We start from the raw sequence: 15,454 nt of genomic DNA on the forward strand, positions 1-15,454 counted from the left end.
CCAGAAAGCGGGTGACGTCAGTCCCCCAAAGCGAGGGCGGTCCCAGGACCGCCCTTGGCCGGTGACTAAGGCCAGAGTTTCGAGAGCTCGGCCGCCGAGGGCAGCTTCACGCTCAACCGGTCCGCCGCGATCACCCGTAGAGACTCCAGCTGCGCGAGCGTCGGCTTGACCGGCTTCACACGTTTCAGATCTTTGATCAGCTTGTCGAAGTCCCCGTCGCGGTATTGGTCCTCGAGATCCGCCAAATCCTTTTCGCAAAGAATGAGGGGATTTTTCTTCTCGCTGATCGCTTTCAGAAGGCACTTCTGCGTGGGCGCCATCCGCTCATCCAAGGTCACGCGGATGCGGTTGACGAGCTCACATTCATCCAAATACCAAGGGCGCTTCCCTTCCACTTTTGAGCGGCGCACGTCCCAGTAATGCGAATAACAACCCTGCTTGCGTTGATCGGCGTCGTTCAAGAAGAACTGCACTTGAATTTTCGGGGTCAGCAGACACAGCATCAAAAGGTCTTTCAGCTCTTGACCTCCTAGTCCCATCTTCGTGACCGAAGCCAAACACGCGGCCTGCGCGGCCTGTTCGATCTGGATTTTACCCCAGCCGTTTTTCACGAGCTCTTTACGCAAGGTTTTGGACCAATCCTCCACGACCTTCGAGACCTGCGCGTGCTTCACGTAATCACGGAACCACTTCCCGCTACGCACGTCGTTCAGGGTGACTTTGATCTCTTTGGAAGCCTGTTGTTTGACGGATTTCTGAACTTCCGACGCGATGATTTTTTCGATGTCGTAGCCGAACCACTTCAGAAACCCGTTCACGAAGCCCCAGAAGCCGCCGACGTTCGCATTCGCCTTCACCTTGAGTCCCTTGTGGCTCATGCCCGTGAAGCTCGGTTCGGAAATCTTCGTCAGCGTGATGACGGGCAGCCCCTTCTCGTCCATTTTGGTCAGTAAACTCATGCAGATCTTCGCGCCGTCGAAATCGAAGTTTCCGACCCCGACGCTCACATTCAGTTTCGCCTTCACGTCGGGAAGCGGCCAGCTCATGTTTTTACGCAAATCCCCACGCATCGTCACGTTCTCGGCGTAACCGCGCAGACCGGGGATATTCAGACAGATGTCCTGCACGAGATTGCCCCCGCCCGGCGCCAAACGCAGGAAGATATCGTCCCCGAGTTTGGTACTGGTCGCGCGATCCGCTTGCTTGCGGTCGTCCAGAAAGCTCAGCGTGATCTCGCCTTTTTTCTGATTGCGGTAGATGTACATCGGGATCTTCTGACCTTTCAGGTCGTACTTCACGCTTCCCTTTTTGCCTTTGAAATCCTGCTTGGGGATCGTCAGCACCAGCTTGCGGTCCTTGTCGACGATCTTCCCGAAGGGCATCTCCCCACAGCGGTATTCGCTCGATTTGACCTCATGACAGCCCTCACGGCGCACGATCTCGTTCAGGGCGCTATCGAGGTGTTCCTTCAGAATGGATTGAATCTGGCCGTAGCCGACGTTCACGTCTTGCTGAAAGACGGTCGTCGAGTCCGCGTAAAGAGGACCCGCCACAAAAAGGGCAAGAACAAATCCGGTGGTGTGCTTCAAGATGCGCATACGCTCTCCCTTTGCATCTTCCACCGAACGAAGCAATGGAGGCTATTGCATGAGCCACGCCGTAAAATCGTCTCGGGTTGAGATGGGAAACGCAACGTAAGCGCCGCGGGCACACTGCGGCCGCGACTCGTCACCGGGGTCTGACGGGTGTTGGTTATTTACACAGATCGTAATTGAAGGTCTGCACGCAAGCGGCCACGCCACCTTCGGCGGGAACCTTGCCACCGGAACGGCGGTCATTGCAGCGGAATTCCACGATGGCGCTTTTCAGAAGCTTCTTTTCGCAGCTGAGCTTATTGCCGGAAAACTCTTTGTCGAATTGCGCTGCGGCCTTGGCGTCGCGCCGCAGGCCTTCGTGCAGCAACTGCGCGCCCTGCGACTCGAAGTCGTAAGGTCCCGCCGCCGTCACCATCGCGAAGAGATCCGACCACAACCGCGTACGGAGCTTCGAATTCTTCGCGGCCTCGTTCACACCGGCGCGGATCGTTTTCATCATCGGATCAATCAACTTACCGCCGGTTTCCTGATCGACGGTCGAGCGCGGATTCAGCGCGCCGAACTCCTTCGTCGTTTTCGCGATCTCGTTACAGCTCACGCACGCTTGCGCCTGCGCGATTCCCAAAATCATGGTGACGAGCACGATCGCGATCTTCATCATTGGCACTTCCTGCGGATCTTGGGCGACATCTTCGAAATATCCTCGGGAACGTAGACTCCGACCAGCTGGCGATTCGCCACCGCGGGGGCCACCGTACGACCATCCGTGTAGTAACGTCCGTCATCACCCTTGATGGTGACGTGACCGACGTAATTTCCGTAGGGACGGCTCATACGTCCGTTACGCAGATAGTTTGCGGTCAGCGGGCCTTTGAAAACCAAGATCGCTCCCGGGGGTGCGTTTTGCGCATTGTACTGATTGATACGGTTCACGAAGCCCTTCCGTTTCATCACGCCTTTGGCATGATAGTCAACCGCGTGGCCCAGACCCGCGCCGTTATTGACGCCCGCTTTGTCCAGTGCCTGCCGCACGCCGAGAGCGCACTGACCGCGCGATGCGGGACGGTTACCGTAGTTATTGCGCACGACCACTTTCGCGGCCTTCAAGATTTCGTTCCGCACGCAGGCGTTGCCTTTACCGACACCGCGCGCTTGATCCTGCGTCGCCGACAAGATATCCGCCGCATCGTCGCGCGGGTTACGTGCTTGATCACGGCAAGTTCCGTCCACGCACGCCGTCCCTTCGGTGGCGCCCTTGTGGACCCAACCGGTTTTGCCGTCGTCCGTGCGGACCTGAACCCATTCACCTTCACGTTTCAAGATCGTCATCTTCGAACGGCCACCGCGCAAAGTTGCGATCACCGACTTGTCCGTTCCCGGAGCCGCCCGCAGACGATAATTGCCGGTCGCCGTGATGGTGCCCAAATCTTTGGGACGCGCGATCGGCACCGGTACATCCGCGACGGGTTTTTCGTCGCCGCCCGTCGCCGGACGCGCTTCAGGTACGACTCCCGAGCCGGTCAACGCGGGGTCGGCGGCGGGTTTTTCGGCGGCACGCTCTTCCGTCACGGCGGGGAGCGCTTCACGCTCAACACGACCGATCGGCGCGACGCCCGCACCGTCCGAAATTTTTTCGGCACCCGACACATTCGCATTATTGGGATTCCACACATAAACTTGGCGACCGTCGCTCAGGCGGACGTGCAGCCACTTGCCTTGGCGCGAAAGGACTTCGAAGGTCGAGCCCATGGGCAGCGCGCCCAAAACTTTTCCGCTGGGAGCCTCACGAATATTGAGGCCGATATCTGATATCACCGTCCCGGTGAGCGCCAGTGCCGGCGAGGCGCTGAACGCACATGCCAACCAGATCCCCAGGATCCGCATCGGGCTTTGTTTGTTCTGTCCTGCTGAACTCATCACTGTCCTGCCTTCATTAACGGCCATCATGGCCGGGCCCCAACGGGAGCTCCTGGATCTTGACAGAGGCAAGATTGAATCCAAAAAAATGCCCCCGAAATTCAGGGGCTTACAAAGCCATACTTAAAATGAGCCGAAAAAGCGTCACCGCCACTGTCAACTCTTTCGACATCTTCACGAGAGTTTTAGAGATCGAAACCGAGTCCCGCCTGCACGGTCGTGCCCCGGCCCGCAGCGACGCCCGCGTAGAAATAGAAAGGCCTTCCCTTCAGAAAAACACCGCCGCCCAGAAATCCTCCGCCCGCTCCGGCCGAAACTCCGCCCCCTTCTTCGAAGAGTGCGCCCGTCCCGTAACCGACCCCGCCCATCAGGTAGGGGCGAAACCATCCCGAACCGAACAGATACTTCATATCGAGGTCGCCGGCGATGGTGACCTTGGAGTCTTGCGCGTTGAAGTAGCCCGCGCCGATTTCAAAGGCCCAGTTGTTCCAGAAATGCAAAAGATTGAGGCCCACCTCGGCCCCCGCGGGATTGTGGTAACCGATATTCCACGTCCAATCCGCACGCGCGGGAAGGACCGTCATCACGACCAACAGCACAGCGAACACGCGCATTTTCATCTGAACCTTCATCTGAGCCTCCAGTCGTCCATGATACGCCACACCGCCACCGAATGCGATGTTGCCTGAAAACGTCGAAGCCATGGACAATCTCTTCATGACTTCGAAAGACGTCCTCTTCCATATTCCGTCTGTCGTCGATGATCGCACGCCCTTGCCGCAATACCAAGGCTTCAACCGACAAAAGTTCATTCTCGATTTGCGTGACTTGAAGTTGATGAACTCGGTCGGAATCCGCGCGTGGGTCCACTGGATTCGCAGCTTCCATTCGCCGAACGAAGTGCGGCTGGTGAACTGCCCCGTCATTTTTTTGAATATCGCGTCGATCGTGAGTGACGTCGTGCCAAACGGTGTTCGTATCGACAGCATGATCTTACGCTACGTGAATGAAGAATCGGGTGCGACCCTACGCTGCCTTCTGCAGCGCCCGACGACGGACACCTGGCGGATCCCCGAGACCCTCACCCATCAGGGCCAGACCTACGAATTTGACGGGATTCTTTCAAAGACCCTCGGTCGTCTGAAAGGCGAAACCGAGCTTCTCGAGACAATGGCGGAGGCCGACTTGGCCGCCAGCGGACTCCAGGTCCTCACTCAAGACTAGCGGCCCTGGTGATTCGCGCGGCCTTTTGATTAAGGAGCGCGCGGTCCGGCGGTCTGCGACTTCGCTTTCTCTACCGGCTGCAAAAGATCTTTTTTCGACGGCGCGAATTTGCGTGCCTTCTGCAGGCCCGAGTCCAGAAGCGACGGGGTTTCGGCGACGTACTTCTCTACGCTGTGAACCAAAGACTCCAAACGCTTGAGCTGCTGGGCGACCGGTGCGGCGGGCTTCGCGGCGGACTTCACCACCTTCGTCGAGTTCGCCGCTTTCTGCAGGAACGGATCGCGTCCGCGCTCGTTCTCGATCAAACGCTGGCGCAAACGCTCGGTCTGCATCTGTTCATTCGCGAAACGTTCCGCATCCTGGACCTCGGACTCGATCCGCGCCATGCGGTCGTCCTCGGTCTCGGCGAATTGAATGAGGGCTTCGGGCTCTTCACTTTTGCTATTCGGACGCAGCACGATCGGCGCTTCCGAAGCCTTCACCAACTTCTCGAAAGCGTCGGCGATCATCACCGCGAGTTCGTTTGCGCGATGAGCGTTCGCGGCGGAAGTCCCCGGCGCCGGTTGGTCCAGGCAAGCACGCCAGTCCCCCGGACGCTGGGGACGCATCCGTACCCAACCCGACCGGCAACCGCTGACCTTGATTTCATGAACGCTGGCATCTTTCGCGACCAGCCCCTCGAGGGCCGAAATTTTCGTGATCAACGCCGAGACGTCTTTGCGGTGAACTTGCTTCCAGGTCGATTGGCCGCCGTTCAAACGCACGGTCATCTCGTAGTGCGCGCCGCGAGGCTTCAGTTCCATGCGCGCGCTCAAGCCACGGCTCCAGACCTCGACCCGCAGGGGCTCGGGCGCGGCGGCCAGGGACATCATCGGGAAGAAAAATGCCAAGCTGATTTTCACCATGAGGTTTTTCATGCCCCGGCTATCGTCATTTTCCCAATTTGACTCAAGTCGAGTTCTTCTCCGCAAATTTGTCAGCCGAACCGGAGACCGAACTCCGGAATTCTGAAGGTCATCGCCCCCCGTTGAGACCGCTTCATCTTTCCATTCGAAAAAGTCGGAATGACGGGGGAAACTGGGAGAACGCGGATGATGAAACCTCAATGGTCCTTCTTCATGGTGATGCTCGCCCTTCCGGGCTTGCTCCTCTTTCAGAACTGCTCCGGGCAGGCGCTGAAGCTGCGCGTGGACGAACTTCAATTCAAATCGGAAAACATCTCTTCCGGAAATGGCGATGGCTACGGGGGTAAGATCTACGCCTCGGTCGATACGACCGGACAGTGCTCGAGCACCGGTTTCGCGATCAAGGAGCAGTTCGAGTTCCGCGCGGAAGGTATCGTACAGACGATGGAAAACTGCGTGCGCCTGGCGGTGCCGCTGCCCCGACCGGACCTGATCGCGGACCGCACATCCGTCGACGCGCGCCTCTTGATCGTCGACGGCAAACTTCTGGAAGAGCGACGCTCGAGCTGGGAAAGCGGCATCGCGGTGAACGACTTCGTCGACGTCTTCTGTCAGGCCGTGAACGCGAACGAACGTTACGAAGTCCAGCTGAGTCGGGTCTCGGATACGATCATCCTGACGCCCCCTCCGGCGCCACTCGCCTCGGCCCCGACCGATGGTCCGCCCCTACCCACCGGGGCCGCCGCGCCCACCCCTCCGGATCTGGAAGTGCGGGTCCGCTCGGCCAGAGTTCTCTTGCAGAAAGTCGGGCAAAACGGCGAAATCACGATATTAAAACGATTGCAGTTCCCGAAAATTCACGAGCCCGTCTTCCCCATGATGGAAGCCAACGGCACCCGGCTTTTCCATTCAACCGAAGATCCCCGCAACCCCGGAAACATGTTCGTGCGGGCGAACATCAATAACCAGCCCGTCAATCCGGGCGCGCCGAAAGACTTCGATATGCGGCTGAAAGACCAGTCCGCGTACCAAGCCGAAAAAGCCACCTGCTGGCAGGCCCACTAGTTTTTCTTGGGTTGAAAGACGCGCGCGAATTCTTCCTCGAACTTCGCGTGCTCGGTTTTCATCAGCCGATCCCAGACCGACAAGAACAGTCCGTAATTCGCCCGAAAGTAGCGGTGATGTTGCGCGTGGTGGGTCCCGCTGATGATCCATTTTCCGTAACCGTATTTTAACGCCGTCGACGGCAGGACCTCGAAGCCCAAATGATTGGTGATCGCCGAGATCGTCATGAACGTCAGGTGAAAGATCAATACGACCGGATGAAGCGGCAAAAACAAGACGACGAGCGGAATCCAGATCGCATTGATCAACGACTCGACCGGATGAAACGAGAACGACGCCCACGGACTGGGACGCAAAGACTTGTGATGAATCTGATGATAGCGCTCGTAAACGCCGGGTCGATGCAGCCAGACGTGCGTCCAGTAAAAATACGTGTCGTGAATCAGTAGAAGCAAAAGCCAACTGACCGGCAAATACCACAAGCCGTATTCGTCGAACCTCAAATAGAGCTTCGTCCAGCCGAGCTCCCACATCACGCCCAGCAAAACTCCGGTCGCGGCAAAGATGAAAGAGCTCATCAAAGACCACTTCAGTTCAAAAAGTTGTTCTTTCTTTCCGGGAAGTTGCGGATAGATCTGCCGCGCGCGCGTCGCGGCCGGACGCCAGCGGTAGAAAACCGCGTGAAACGGTAAAATCATAGCGAAGTAACGAAACACCACGAAACCCAAGATCACGACGAAGGCGAGCGCCGCGACTTTGGGGGAAAGCAGACTGACCGGAATATAGGATTCCAGCTTTTCGTAATGCTGAACGCTCAACTGGTCCATGAAATCCGGAGCCTATCCCAGTTCGAGACGAGGGGTCCAGGTTTTCCCGAAAGCGCCGATAAGAAATCATGACATCGCTCACTCGCGCGATTTTCGCGCTCACGGCACTCGCACTTCTCTCTGCCTGTTCGGTCGACGGGCAGATCACCGATGTCACGCGTCGAACCTATGTTCCTCGCCTGGGCGAAGCGACCGGACTCATCTCGGGATCACAGCAAAACTTGACGACCCCCGAAGGTTATCAAGTGTCGAGTTCCGTCGGCGCCCCGTTCTCGGGAAAAACCGACACCGTCACGAGCGAAGGCTACACCATCCACTCCAACGTTCAGGGAAATATCAATTCCGAGACGTTTGACGTCATCATCGAGTGACGCTCGAGCAAATTCTGTTTCATTCCAGACCAAAATCCAAAACTGAGACACGAATGTTCGTCTAGAACGACGAAGATTTCGTCACGTTGACATCTTTTTCACCTCAACCCTCAAGGCGCGACGACCGATAAGTAAGTCGTGAAGATGCTTCAGGGATTTGCACTTCGAAGACTGACGATCGCGATTGCCGTTTCCACCATGGTGGGAGCGGCTTTGCCGTCATTTGCGGATTCAAATCAGCTGGTCACGTACCAGGGACGCATCCTGCGTCCGGACGGAACTCCCCTCGAAGGCACGATCGATTTCCAAATCAAGATCTTCAGCCCCGGTCCGTCGAAGTGTCTGCTGTGGTCGGAACGTCAAACGGTCCCGATGCAAGGTTCAAAAGGCGCGTTCTCGCTCGAGATCGGTAAAGACGTGAACCGTTTGACCGGTCCCACCGGCGGCGGCGCGACTTCGTTCGGTCAAGTGTTCGTCAACCACCCGAACCTCGTGATCCCGAGCGCGCAGTGTAACACCGGTTATACCGGCTACACCTCGAACTTCGCGGACGATCGCACGATCAGCGTGACGTTCTCGGATGCGGGCCAAGAAATCCGCGTCGTCGACCTTCCGGTGAAGTCGGTCCCCTTCGCGATGCAAGCCGAGCAAATCTCGGGCTACTCGGTGAACTACCTCTTCAAGGTCGCCGGCCCCGCACAACCCGGAGTGAAAGCGGCCACGCTCTTCTCGCGCGATGCGGTCGACCTGCTTTGGGAGCTCGCCGAAAACCAGGATCTCGAAGGTAAGCAACTGCATAACGTCGGCACTCCCATCGTTGGCGGAGACGCCGCCAACAAAGACTACGTCGACACCCAAATCGCATCGCAAGGTTCGCTGGGGATCGCCACCCTGACGGGCGACGCGAACATCCTCGTCGGAACCGTCGGCAATGCACGCAACCTGAGCCTCGGCACAACGGGCGTCGCTGCGGGCACGTACGGCGCGGTCGCCCCCACGGGCGTGCTGATCCCGGTGATTCAAGTCGATATGTGGGGCCGGATCACTTCGGCCAACAACCAGGCCATGCCCGTCGCCGATGGCGCAGGTCAGCTGGGACTGATCACCGTCGACACCACAAATGGATTGAGTGTTACGAACGGCACCTTGGGTCTGAATTTGACCAACCTGTCAGGAGCGAACTTCGGTGCGCAAGCGCAGAACGTCGTCTTCGCAGGCCCCGCCAGCGGCGGTTCCGGCCCCGTCTCTTTCCGTCAACTGGTCGAAGAAGATATTCCGGTTCTGGCGGCGACGGGCAAAGTTCAAAACTCTGCGACCACCGCGACGCCGGCACTGACCAACGACGCGATCATCGCGCGTGACGCCACCGGCGCCTTCACCGCATCCGCCGCGTTCTTGAACTATCTGGCTTTGGATAACGGTCTGCATGCGGGCACCTCTTCCGCAATCCTGCTGTCCGCGCCGATGGGCGCGAGCTACAGTCTGGTGTTCCCGAACACCGCGCCCCAAGCCGGCGACATCCTCTCATTTGACGGTTTGGGAAATATGGTGTGGGTCCCGGCCGGATCGATGGGCATGACGGGCCTGGAGCTCGTCGTACCGGCGGGCGAGATGACCGTTTCCGCCCCCGTCGGTCCCGGCGAAGGGACACTTTCCATCGGCTGGCGCGATCAAAATGCGCGTTTGGTTTTCGCGGCACCCATCGCGGGTTCGGGTCAACCGACCTTCCGCTCGCTGGATCCGCTCGACATTCCGGATCTCGATGCTTCGAAAATCAATAGCGGCACTTTTGATGTCGCCCGCATTCCCGATTTGGATGCCGCGAAGATCACGACCGGAACCCTGGGCGTTCAACGTGGCGGCACGGGTCTCGACGGTTCGGTCGCGACCACCGGCCAACTCTTGATCGGCACGGGCACGGGTGGCTTCGCCCTCGGAAACCTCTACGGCGGCTCGGGCGTTTTGATCGACAATCAATCGGGCTCGATCGGTATCTCGTTCAATCCTTCGATGGCGGGAGTGGTCACTCATGTCGGCGCGGAAGTGCCGAGCTTCATGAGCGTTTCGCCTTCGGGTATCTCGTCTTCGGGCACATTCCAGTTCTCTTATAATAGTCAGGCCCAGAATCTGGTCTTCGCGGCGCCCACGGGCGGCTCGGGCGCACCGGACTTCCGCGCGCTGCACCCCTCGGATATTCCGAACCTCGATGCCGCGAAGATCACCTCGGGGACACTCGACGTCGCACGCATCCCCGATCTGGATGCGGCGAAAATCACGTCGGGCACTCTGCCCGTCACTCGGGGCGGAACCGGACTCGCGCCGCAGGTTGCGGATGCGAATCGCGTTTACGGCATCAACGCCGCGGGCGACAATTCGGAATTCAAAACGATGGTCGCCGGCTCCGGCGTGATGATCAATCACACCCAAGGCTCGATCGCTTTCACTTTCGATCCGGCCGCCGCGGGCGTCGTCACCAACGTGGGACTCACCGCGCCAACTTCGATCTTCAACGTCTCGGGCTCGGCCGTCACCGGCGCGGGCACCCTGGGACTGCATTTGAACTCGCAAAATGCGACGACCGTCCTTGCGGCGCCCACGGGTGGTTCGGGGGCGCCGGAGTTCCGTGCGCTGACTCCTTACGACATTCCCTATCTTGATACTTCGCATTTGATCACCGGCCTTTTGCCCGTCGAACGCGGCGGCACGGGACTGGACGCGACGTTGGCGACCGATGGTCAGCTCTTGATCGCGGACGGCACCGGTGGCTTCGCGCTGAATACTTTGACGGCGCTTTCGGGCGTCGTGATCCAGAATTCTTCGGGTTCGATCGCGATCGGCTTCGATCCTTCGGCGGCGGGTGTGGTCACAAACGTGGGCCTCAGCGCGCCGACTTCGGTCTTCACCGTCAGCGGATCGGCCATCACCGGCGCGGGCACCTTGGGTCTGACCTTCAACTCGCAAGACACGGCCACCGTGTTCGCGGCGCCCACGGGCGCTTCGGGCGTGCCCTCGTTCCGCTCGCTTGTCGCTTCGGATATCACCGCGGGCACTTTGGATGTCGCGCGGATTCCCGATCTCGATGCCGCGAAAATCACTTCGGGAACCTTGCGTGTCGAGCGCGGCGGCACCGGCCTTGACGGTTCGGTCGCCTCTTCGGGACAACTCTTGATCGGAAACGGCACCGGCTTCGCCCTCAATACCTTGAGTGCGGGTTCGGGCGTGACCATCATCAACGGCGCGGGCTCGATCTCGATCGGTTTCGATCCCTCGGCCGCGGGTGTCGTCACCAACATCGGCGCGACCGTGCCGAGTTATATGTCCGTAGCCCCGGGCTCGATCTCTTCGGCCGGCACTTTCGCATTCGATTTCAATGCGCAGAACCAGAACTTGGTCTTCGCGGCACCCACGGGTGGCTCGGGCGCACCGGGCTTCCGTCAACTGGAGCCTTCGGACATTCCCGCTTTGGACGCTTCGAAGATCACTTCGGGGACACTCGACGTCGCACGTATTCCGGACCTGGACGCGGCGAAAATCACGTCGGGCACTCTGCCCGTCACTCGTGGCGGAACCGGACTCGCACCGCAAGTCGCGGATGCGAACCGCGTTTACGGCATCAACGCCGCGGGCGACAACTCGGAGTTCAAAACGATGGTCGCCGGCTCCGGCGTCATCATCAATCACTCGCAAGGCTCGATCGCGTTTACGTTTGATCCGGCCGCCGCGGGCGTCGTGACCAACGTGGGACTCACCGCGCCGACCGCACTTTTCACCGTGAGTGGATCGGCCGTCACCGGCGCGGGAACATTGGGACTCACACTGAACTCGCAGAATCAGAACTTGGTCTTCGCCGCACCCACGGGTGGTTCGGGTGCACCCGGCTTCCGTCAGTTGGAGCCTTCGGATATCCCGGTCTTGGACGCTTCGAAAATCACTTCGGGCACACTGGATGTCGCACGTATTCCCGACCTCGATGCGGCGAAAATTACGAGCGGAACTCTGCGCGTTGAGCGCGGCGGCACCGGCCTTGACGGTTCGGTCGCTTCTTCGGGGCAACTCTTGATCGGAAACGGCACCGGCTTCGCGCTCAATACTTTGAGCGCAGGCTCGGGCGTCACCATCATCAACGGCGCAGGCTCGATCTCGATCGGTTTCGATCCCTCGGCTGCAGGCGTCGTGACCAATGTGGGCGCGACCGTGCCGAGCTATATGTCCGTCGCGCCGGGCTCGATCTCTTCGGCTGGCACTTTTGCCTTCGACTTCAATACACAAAATCAGAACTTGGTCTTCGCCGCACCCACGGGTGGTTCGGGTGCACCGGGATTCCGTCAGTTGGAACCTTCCGATATCCCGGTCTTGGATGCTTCGAAGATCACTTCGGGCACACTGGATGTCGCGCGGATTCCGGATCTGGATGCCGCGAAAATCACGAGCGGAACTCTGCGTGTTGAGCGCGGCGGTACCGGTTTGGATGGATCCGCAGCCGCCTCGGGACAACTCTTGATCGGAAACGGCACTGGCTTCGCGCTCAATACTTTGAGCGCAGGTTCGGGCGTGACCATCACGAACGGCGCGGGCTCGATCTCGATCGGATTTAATCCGTCGGCCGCAGGTGTGGTCACCAACGTGGGTTTGACCGCGCCGACATCCGTCTTCGATATCACGGGTTCGGCCGTCACTGGCGCCGGTACTTTGGGCCTGAGCTTCCTTTCGCAAGAGACCGCGACCGTCCTCGCGGCGCCCACGGGCGCTTCGGGCGTTCCGTTCTTCCGTTCGCTGATCGCTTCGGACATCACCGCGGGCATCTTGGATGTCGCACGTATTCCCGATTTGGATGCCGCGAAGATCACGTCGGGCACTCTGCGTGTTGAGCGCGGCGGCACCGGCCTGGACGGATCCGCCGCTTCTTCGGGACAACTCTTGATCGGAAATGGCACCGGCTTCGCGCTCAACACTTTGAGCGCGGGTTCAGGCGTGACCATCACCAACGGCGCAGGCTCGATCTCGATCGGCTTTAATCCCTCGGCCGCGGGTGTCGTCACGAATATCGGCGCAACTGTACCGTCTTATATGTCGGTTTCGCCTTCGTCGATCTCGTCGGCGGGAACTTTCGCCTTCGACTTCAACTCGCAAAATCAGAATCTCGTGTTCGCGGCGCCCACGGGCGGTTCGGGCGCGCCCGGCTTCCGTCAGTTGGAGCCTTCGGATATCCCGAACCTCGACGCCGCGAAGATCACTTCGGGCACGCTTGATGTCGCGCGCATTCCCGATCTGGATGCCGCGAAAATCACGAGCGGAACTCTGCGCGTTGAACGCGGTGGTACCGGCCTGGATGGTTCCGCAGCAGCCTCGGGACAACTCTTGATCGGAAATGGCACCGGCTTCGCCCTCAATACTTTGAGCGCAGGTTCGGGCGTGACCATCACGAACGGTGCGGGCTCGATCTCGATCGGCTTTAATCCCTCGGCCGCGGGTGTCGTGACCAACGTGGGTCTGACCGCTCCGACCGCTCTGTTCACCGTGAGCGGTTCGGCCGTGACCGGCGCGGGCACTTTGGATCTGTCCTTGAATGCGCAAAATCAGAATCTCGTGTTCGCGGCGCCCACGGGCGGCTCGGGCGCCCCGGGATTCCGTCAACTTGATCCTTCGGACATCCCGAGCCTCGACGCCGCGAAAATCGCTTCGGGCACGCTCGACGTTGCACGTATTCCGGATCTGGATGCGGCGAAAATCACGTCGGGCACTCTGCCCGTTACTCGCGGCGGAACGGGCCTCGCGCCCCAGGTTGCGGACGCGAATCGTCTGTACGGAATCAACTCGGCGGGCACGAACTCGGAATTCAAAACCGTCGTCGCCGGTTCGGGCGTGACCATCACTCATTCGACGGGTTCGTTGGCGTTTAGCTTCGATCCGTCGGCGGCGGGCGTCGTCACCAACGTGGGTTTGACCGCGCCGACCTCGGTCTTCGATATCACCGGCTCGGCCGTCACTGGCGCCGGCACTTTGGGGCTGAGCTTCCTTTCGCAAGAGACCGCGACCGTCCTCGCCGCGCCCACCGGCGCGTCGGGTATCCCCTCGTTCCGTTCACTGATCGCTTCGGATATCACCGCGGGCATCTTCGATGTCGCACGCATTCCCGATCTGGATGCCGCGAAGATCACGTCGGGCACTCTGCCCGTCACACGCGGCGGTACCGGCCTGGATGGTTCGGCCGCGGCTTCGGGACAACTCTTGATCGGAAATGGCTCAGGCTTCGCGCTCAACACTTTGAGTGCGGGTTCGGGCGTGACCATCACGAACGGTGCGGGTTCGATTTCGATCGGCTTTAATCCCTCGGCCGCCGGTGTCGTCACGAACGTCGGCCTCACCGCGCCGACCGCCGTCTTCAGCGTGACCGGTTCGGCCGTCACGGGCGCGGGCACCTTGGGACTGACCTTCAATCCGCAAAACCAAAACCTCGTTTTTGCCGCGCCCACGGGCGGCACCGGCGCTCCGGAATTCCGTCCGTTGGATCCTTCCGACATTCCCAACCTGGATGCGGCAAAGATCACGAGCGGAACTTTGGATGTCGCGCGGATTCCGGATCTGGATGCCGCGAAGATCACTTCGGGCACTCTGCGCGTCGAGCGCGGCGGTACCGGTCTTGACGGTTCGACCGCGGCCTCGGGACAACTTTTGATCGGAACCGGCACGGGCTTCGCGCTGAATACGCTCACCGCGGGTTCGGGCGTCACCATCACGAATGCCGCAGGCTCCATCGCGATCGGCTTTAACGCTCAGGCCGCCGGCGTCGTCACGAATATCGGCGCGACGGTGCCGTCTTATATGTCGGTTTCGCCCTCGTCGATTTCCTCGTCGGGCACTTTCGCCTTCGATTTCAACTCGCAGAACACAGCGACCGTGTTCGCGGCACCCACGGGCGCTTCGGGCGTCCCCTCGTTCCGCTCCCTCGTCGCTTCGGATATCACTGCGGGCACTTTCGATGTGGCACGTATCCCCGATCTGGATGCGGCGAAGATCACGTCGGGCACCTTGCCCGTCACCCGCGGCGGAACCGGACTCGCGCCCCAGGTTGCGGACGCGAACCGTTTGTACGGAATCAACGCGGCGGGCACGAATTCCGAATTTAAAACTGTCGTCGCCGGCTCGGGCGTCACCATCACTCATTCGACGGGTTCGTTGGCGTTTAGCTTCGATCCGTCGGCCGCGGGCGTCGTCACCAACGTGGGTTTGACCGCTCCGTCGTCGGTGTTCGACGTGACCGGTTCGGCCGTGACCGGCGCGGGCACCTTGGGCCTGAGCTTCCTTTCGCAAAATACCGCGACCGTTCTCGCGGCACCCACCGGCGCGTCGGGTGTCCCCTCGTTCCGTTCGCTGATCGCGTCGGATATCACTTCGGGCACTTTCGATGTCGCACGTATCCCCGACCTCGATGCAGCGAAAATCACCACCGGCACACTCCCCGCGTCGCGTGGCGGAACCGGGCTTGATGGTTCGACGGCGGCCTCGGGACGTCTGCTGATCGGCACCGGTTCGGGCTACGCCCTCGGCAA

The 15,454-nt window shown here is 60.0% G+C and carries 10 protein-coding genes; 4 read left to right on the forward strand and 6 right to left on the reverse strand.

Annotated features, from left to right (window positions below; genetic code table 11):
- Nucleotides 1–65: 65 nt before the first annotated feature.
- The 4 genes from KF767_18925 to KF767_18940 all read right to left on the reverse strand — a co-directional run bounded on the left by KF767_18925 (nt 66) and on the right by KF767_18940 (nt 4,144).
- Nucleotides 66–1,598 (reverse strand): hypothetical protein, encoded by a 1,533-nt coding sequence (locus KF767_18925; GenBank protein ID MBX3019968.1) that lies wholly within the window; start codon nt 1,596–1,598, stop codon nt 66–68.
- A 154-nt stretch (nt 1,599–1,752) separates the two neighbouring features.
- Nucleotides 1,753–2,256, reverse strand: coding sequence for a hypothetical protein (locus KF767_18930; GenBank protein ID MBX3019969.1), 504 nt, complete (start codon nt 2,254–2,256; stop codon nt 1,753–1,755).
- Nucleotides 2,253–3,512: an SH3 domain-containing protein gene (locus KF767_18935; protein ID MBX3019970.1), complete on the reverse strand. Its 1,260-nt coding sequence runs from the start codon at nt 3,510–3,512 to the stop codon at nt 2,253–2,255. Before KF767_18935 ends, KF767_18930 begins: the two co-directional genes overlap by 4 nt.
- Nucleotides 3,513–3,697: 185 nt before the next feature.
- Nucleotides 3,698–4,144, reverse strand: coding sequence for a hypothetical protein (locus KF767_18940; protein ID MBX3019971.1), 447 nt, complete (start codon nt 4,142–4,144; stop codon nt 3,698–3,700).
- 46 nt (nt 4,145–4,190) lie between these two features.
- On the opposite strand from KF767_18940, the gene KF767_18945 reads away from it, so the two are divergent.
- On the forward strand, nt 4,191–4,736 hold the full coding sequence (locus KF767_18945) for a hypothetical protein (protein ID MBX3019972.1): 546 nt from the start codon (nt 4,191–4,193) through the stop codon (nt 4,734–4,736).
- A gap of 29 nt (nt 4,737–4,765) precedes the next feature.
- Here the strand turns inward: KF767_18945 and KF767_18950 are convergent, their stop codons facing one another.
- Nucleotides 4,766–5,653 carry a hypothetical protein gene (locus KF767_18950; GenBank protein ID MBX3019973.1) on the reverse strand — a complete coding sequence of 296 codons (888 nt, stop codon included), beginning with the start codon at nt 5,651–5,653 and terminating at the stop codon, nt 4,766–4,768.
- A gap of 174 nt (nt 5,654–5,827) precedes the next feature.
- On the opposite strand from KF767_18950, the gene KF767_18955 reads away from it, so the two are divergent.
- On the forward strand, nt 5,828–6,706 hold the full coding sequence (locus tag KF767_18955; GenBank protein ID MBX3019974.1) for a hypothetical protein: 879 nt from the start codon (nt 5,828–5,830) through the stop codon (nt 6,704–6,706).
- Here KF767_18955 and KF767_18960 read toward each other — a convergent pair.
- Nucleotides 6,703–7,533 carry a sterol desaturase family protein gene (locus tag KF767_18960; protein ID MBX3019975.1) on the reverse strand — a complete coding sequence of 277 codons (831 nt, stop codon included), beginning with the start codon at nt 7,531–7,533 and terminating at the stop codon, nt 6,703–6,705. The genes KF767_18955 and KF767_18960 overlap by 4 nt on opposite strands.
- Nucleotides 7,534–7,601: 68 nt before the next feature.
- On the opposite strand from KF767_18960, the gene KF767_18965 reads away from it, so the two are divergent.
- Both KF767_18965 and KF767_18970 read left to right on the forward strand, forming a co-directional pair.
- Nucleotides 7,602–7,904, forward strand: coding sequence for a hypothetical protein (locus tag KF767_18965; GenBank protein ID MBX3019976.1), 303 nt, complete (start codon nt 7,602–7,604; stop codon nt 7,902–7,904).
- A 138-nt stretch (nt 7,905–8,042) separates the two neighbouring features.
- A partial coding sequence (locus KF767_18970) for a hypothetical protein (GenBank protein MBX3019977.1) occupies nt 8,043–15,454 on the forward strand: 7,412 nt, incomplete at its 3' end.

This window comes from Pseudobdellovibrionaceae bacterium (assembly GCA_019637875.1).
In the GTDB taxonomy this organism is placed as follows: domain Bacteria; phylum Bdellovibrionota; class Bdellovibrionia; order Bdellovibrionales; family Bdellovibrionaceae; genus JAHBUW01.

What these genes read in the sequence shown, in the direction of transcription:
- KF767_18945 (MBX3019972.1), top strand. Translation starts at nt 4,191, where the DNA reads ATGTTGCCTGAAAACGTCGAAGCCATGGACAATCTCTTCATGACTTCG.
- KF767_18955 (MBX3019974.1), top strand. Translation starts at nt 5,828, where the DNA reads ATGATGAAACCTCAATGGTCCTTCTTCATGGTGATGCTCGCCCTTCCG.
- KF767_18950 (MBX3019973.1), bottom strand. Translation starts at nt 5,653, where the DNA reads ATGAAAAACCTCATGGTGAAAATCAGCTTGGCATTTTTCTTCCCGATG.
- KF767_18935 (MBX3019970.1), bottom strand. Translation starts at nt 3,512, where the DNA reads ATGAGTTCAGCAGGACAGAACAAACAAAGCCCGATGCGGATCCTGGGG.
- KF767_18965 (MBX3019976.1), top strand. Translation starts at nt 7,602, where the DNA reads ATGACATCGCTCACTCGCGCGATTTTCGCGCTCACGGCACTCGCACTT.
- KF767_18925 (MBX3019968.1), bottom strand. Translation starts at nt 1,598, where the DNA reads ATGCGCATCTTGAAGCACACCACCGGATTTGTTCTTGCCCTTTTTGTG.
- KF767_18960 (MBX3019975.1), bottom strand. Translation starts at nt 7,533, where the DNA reads ATGGACCAGTTGAGCGTTCAGCATTACGAAAAGCTGGAATCCTATATT.
- KF767_18940 (MBX3019971.1), bottom strand. Translation starts at nt 4,144, where the DNA reads ATGAAGGTTCAGATGAAAATGCGCGTGTTCGCTGTGCTGTTGGTCGTG.
- KF767_18930 (MBX3019969.1), bottom strand. Translation starts at nt 2,256, where the DNA reads ATGATGAAGATCGCGATCGTGCTCGTCACCATGATTTTGGGAATCGCG.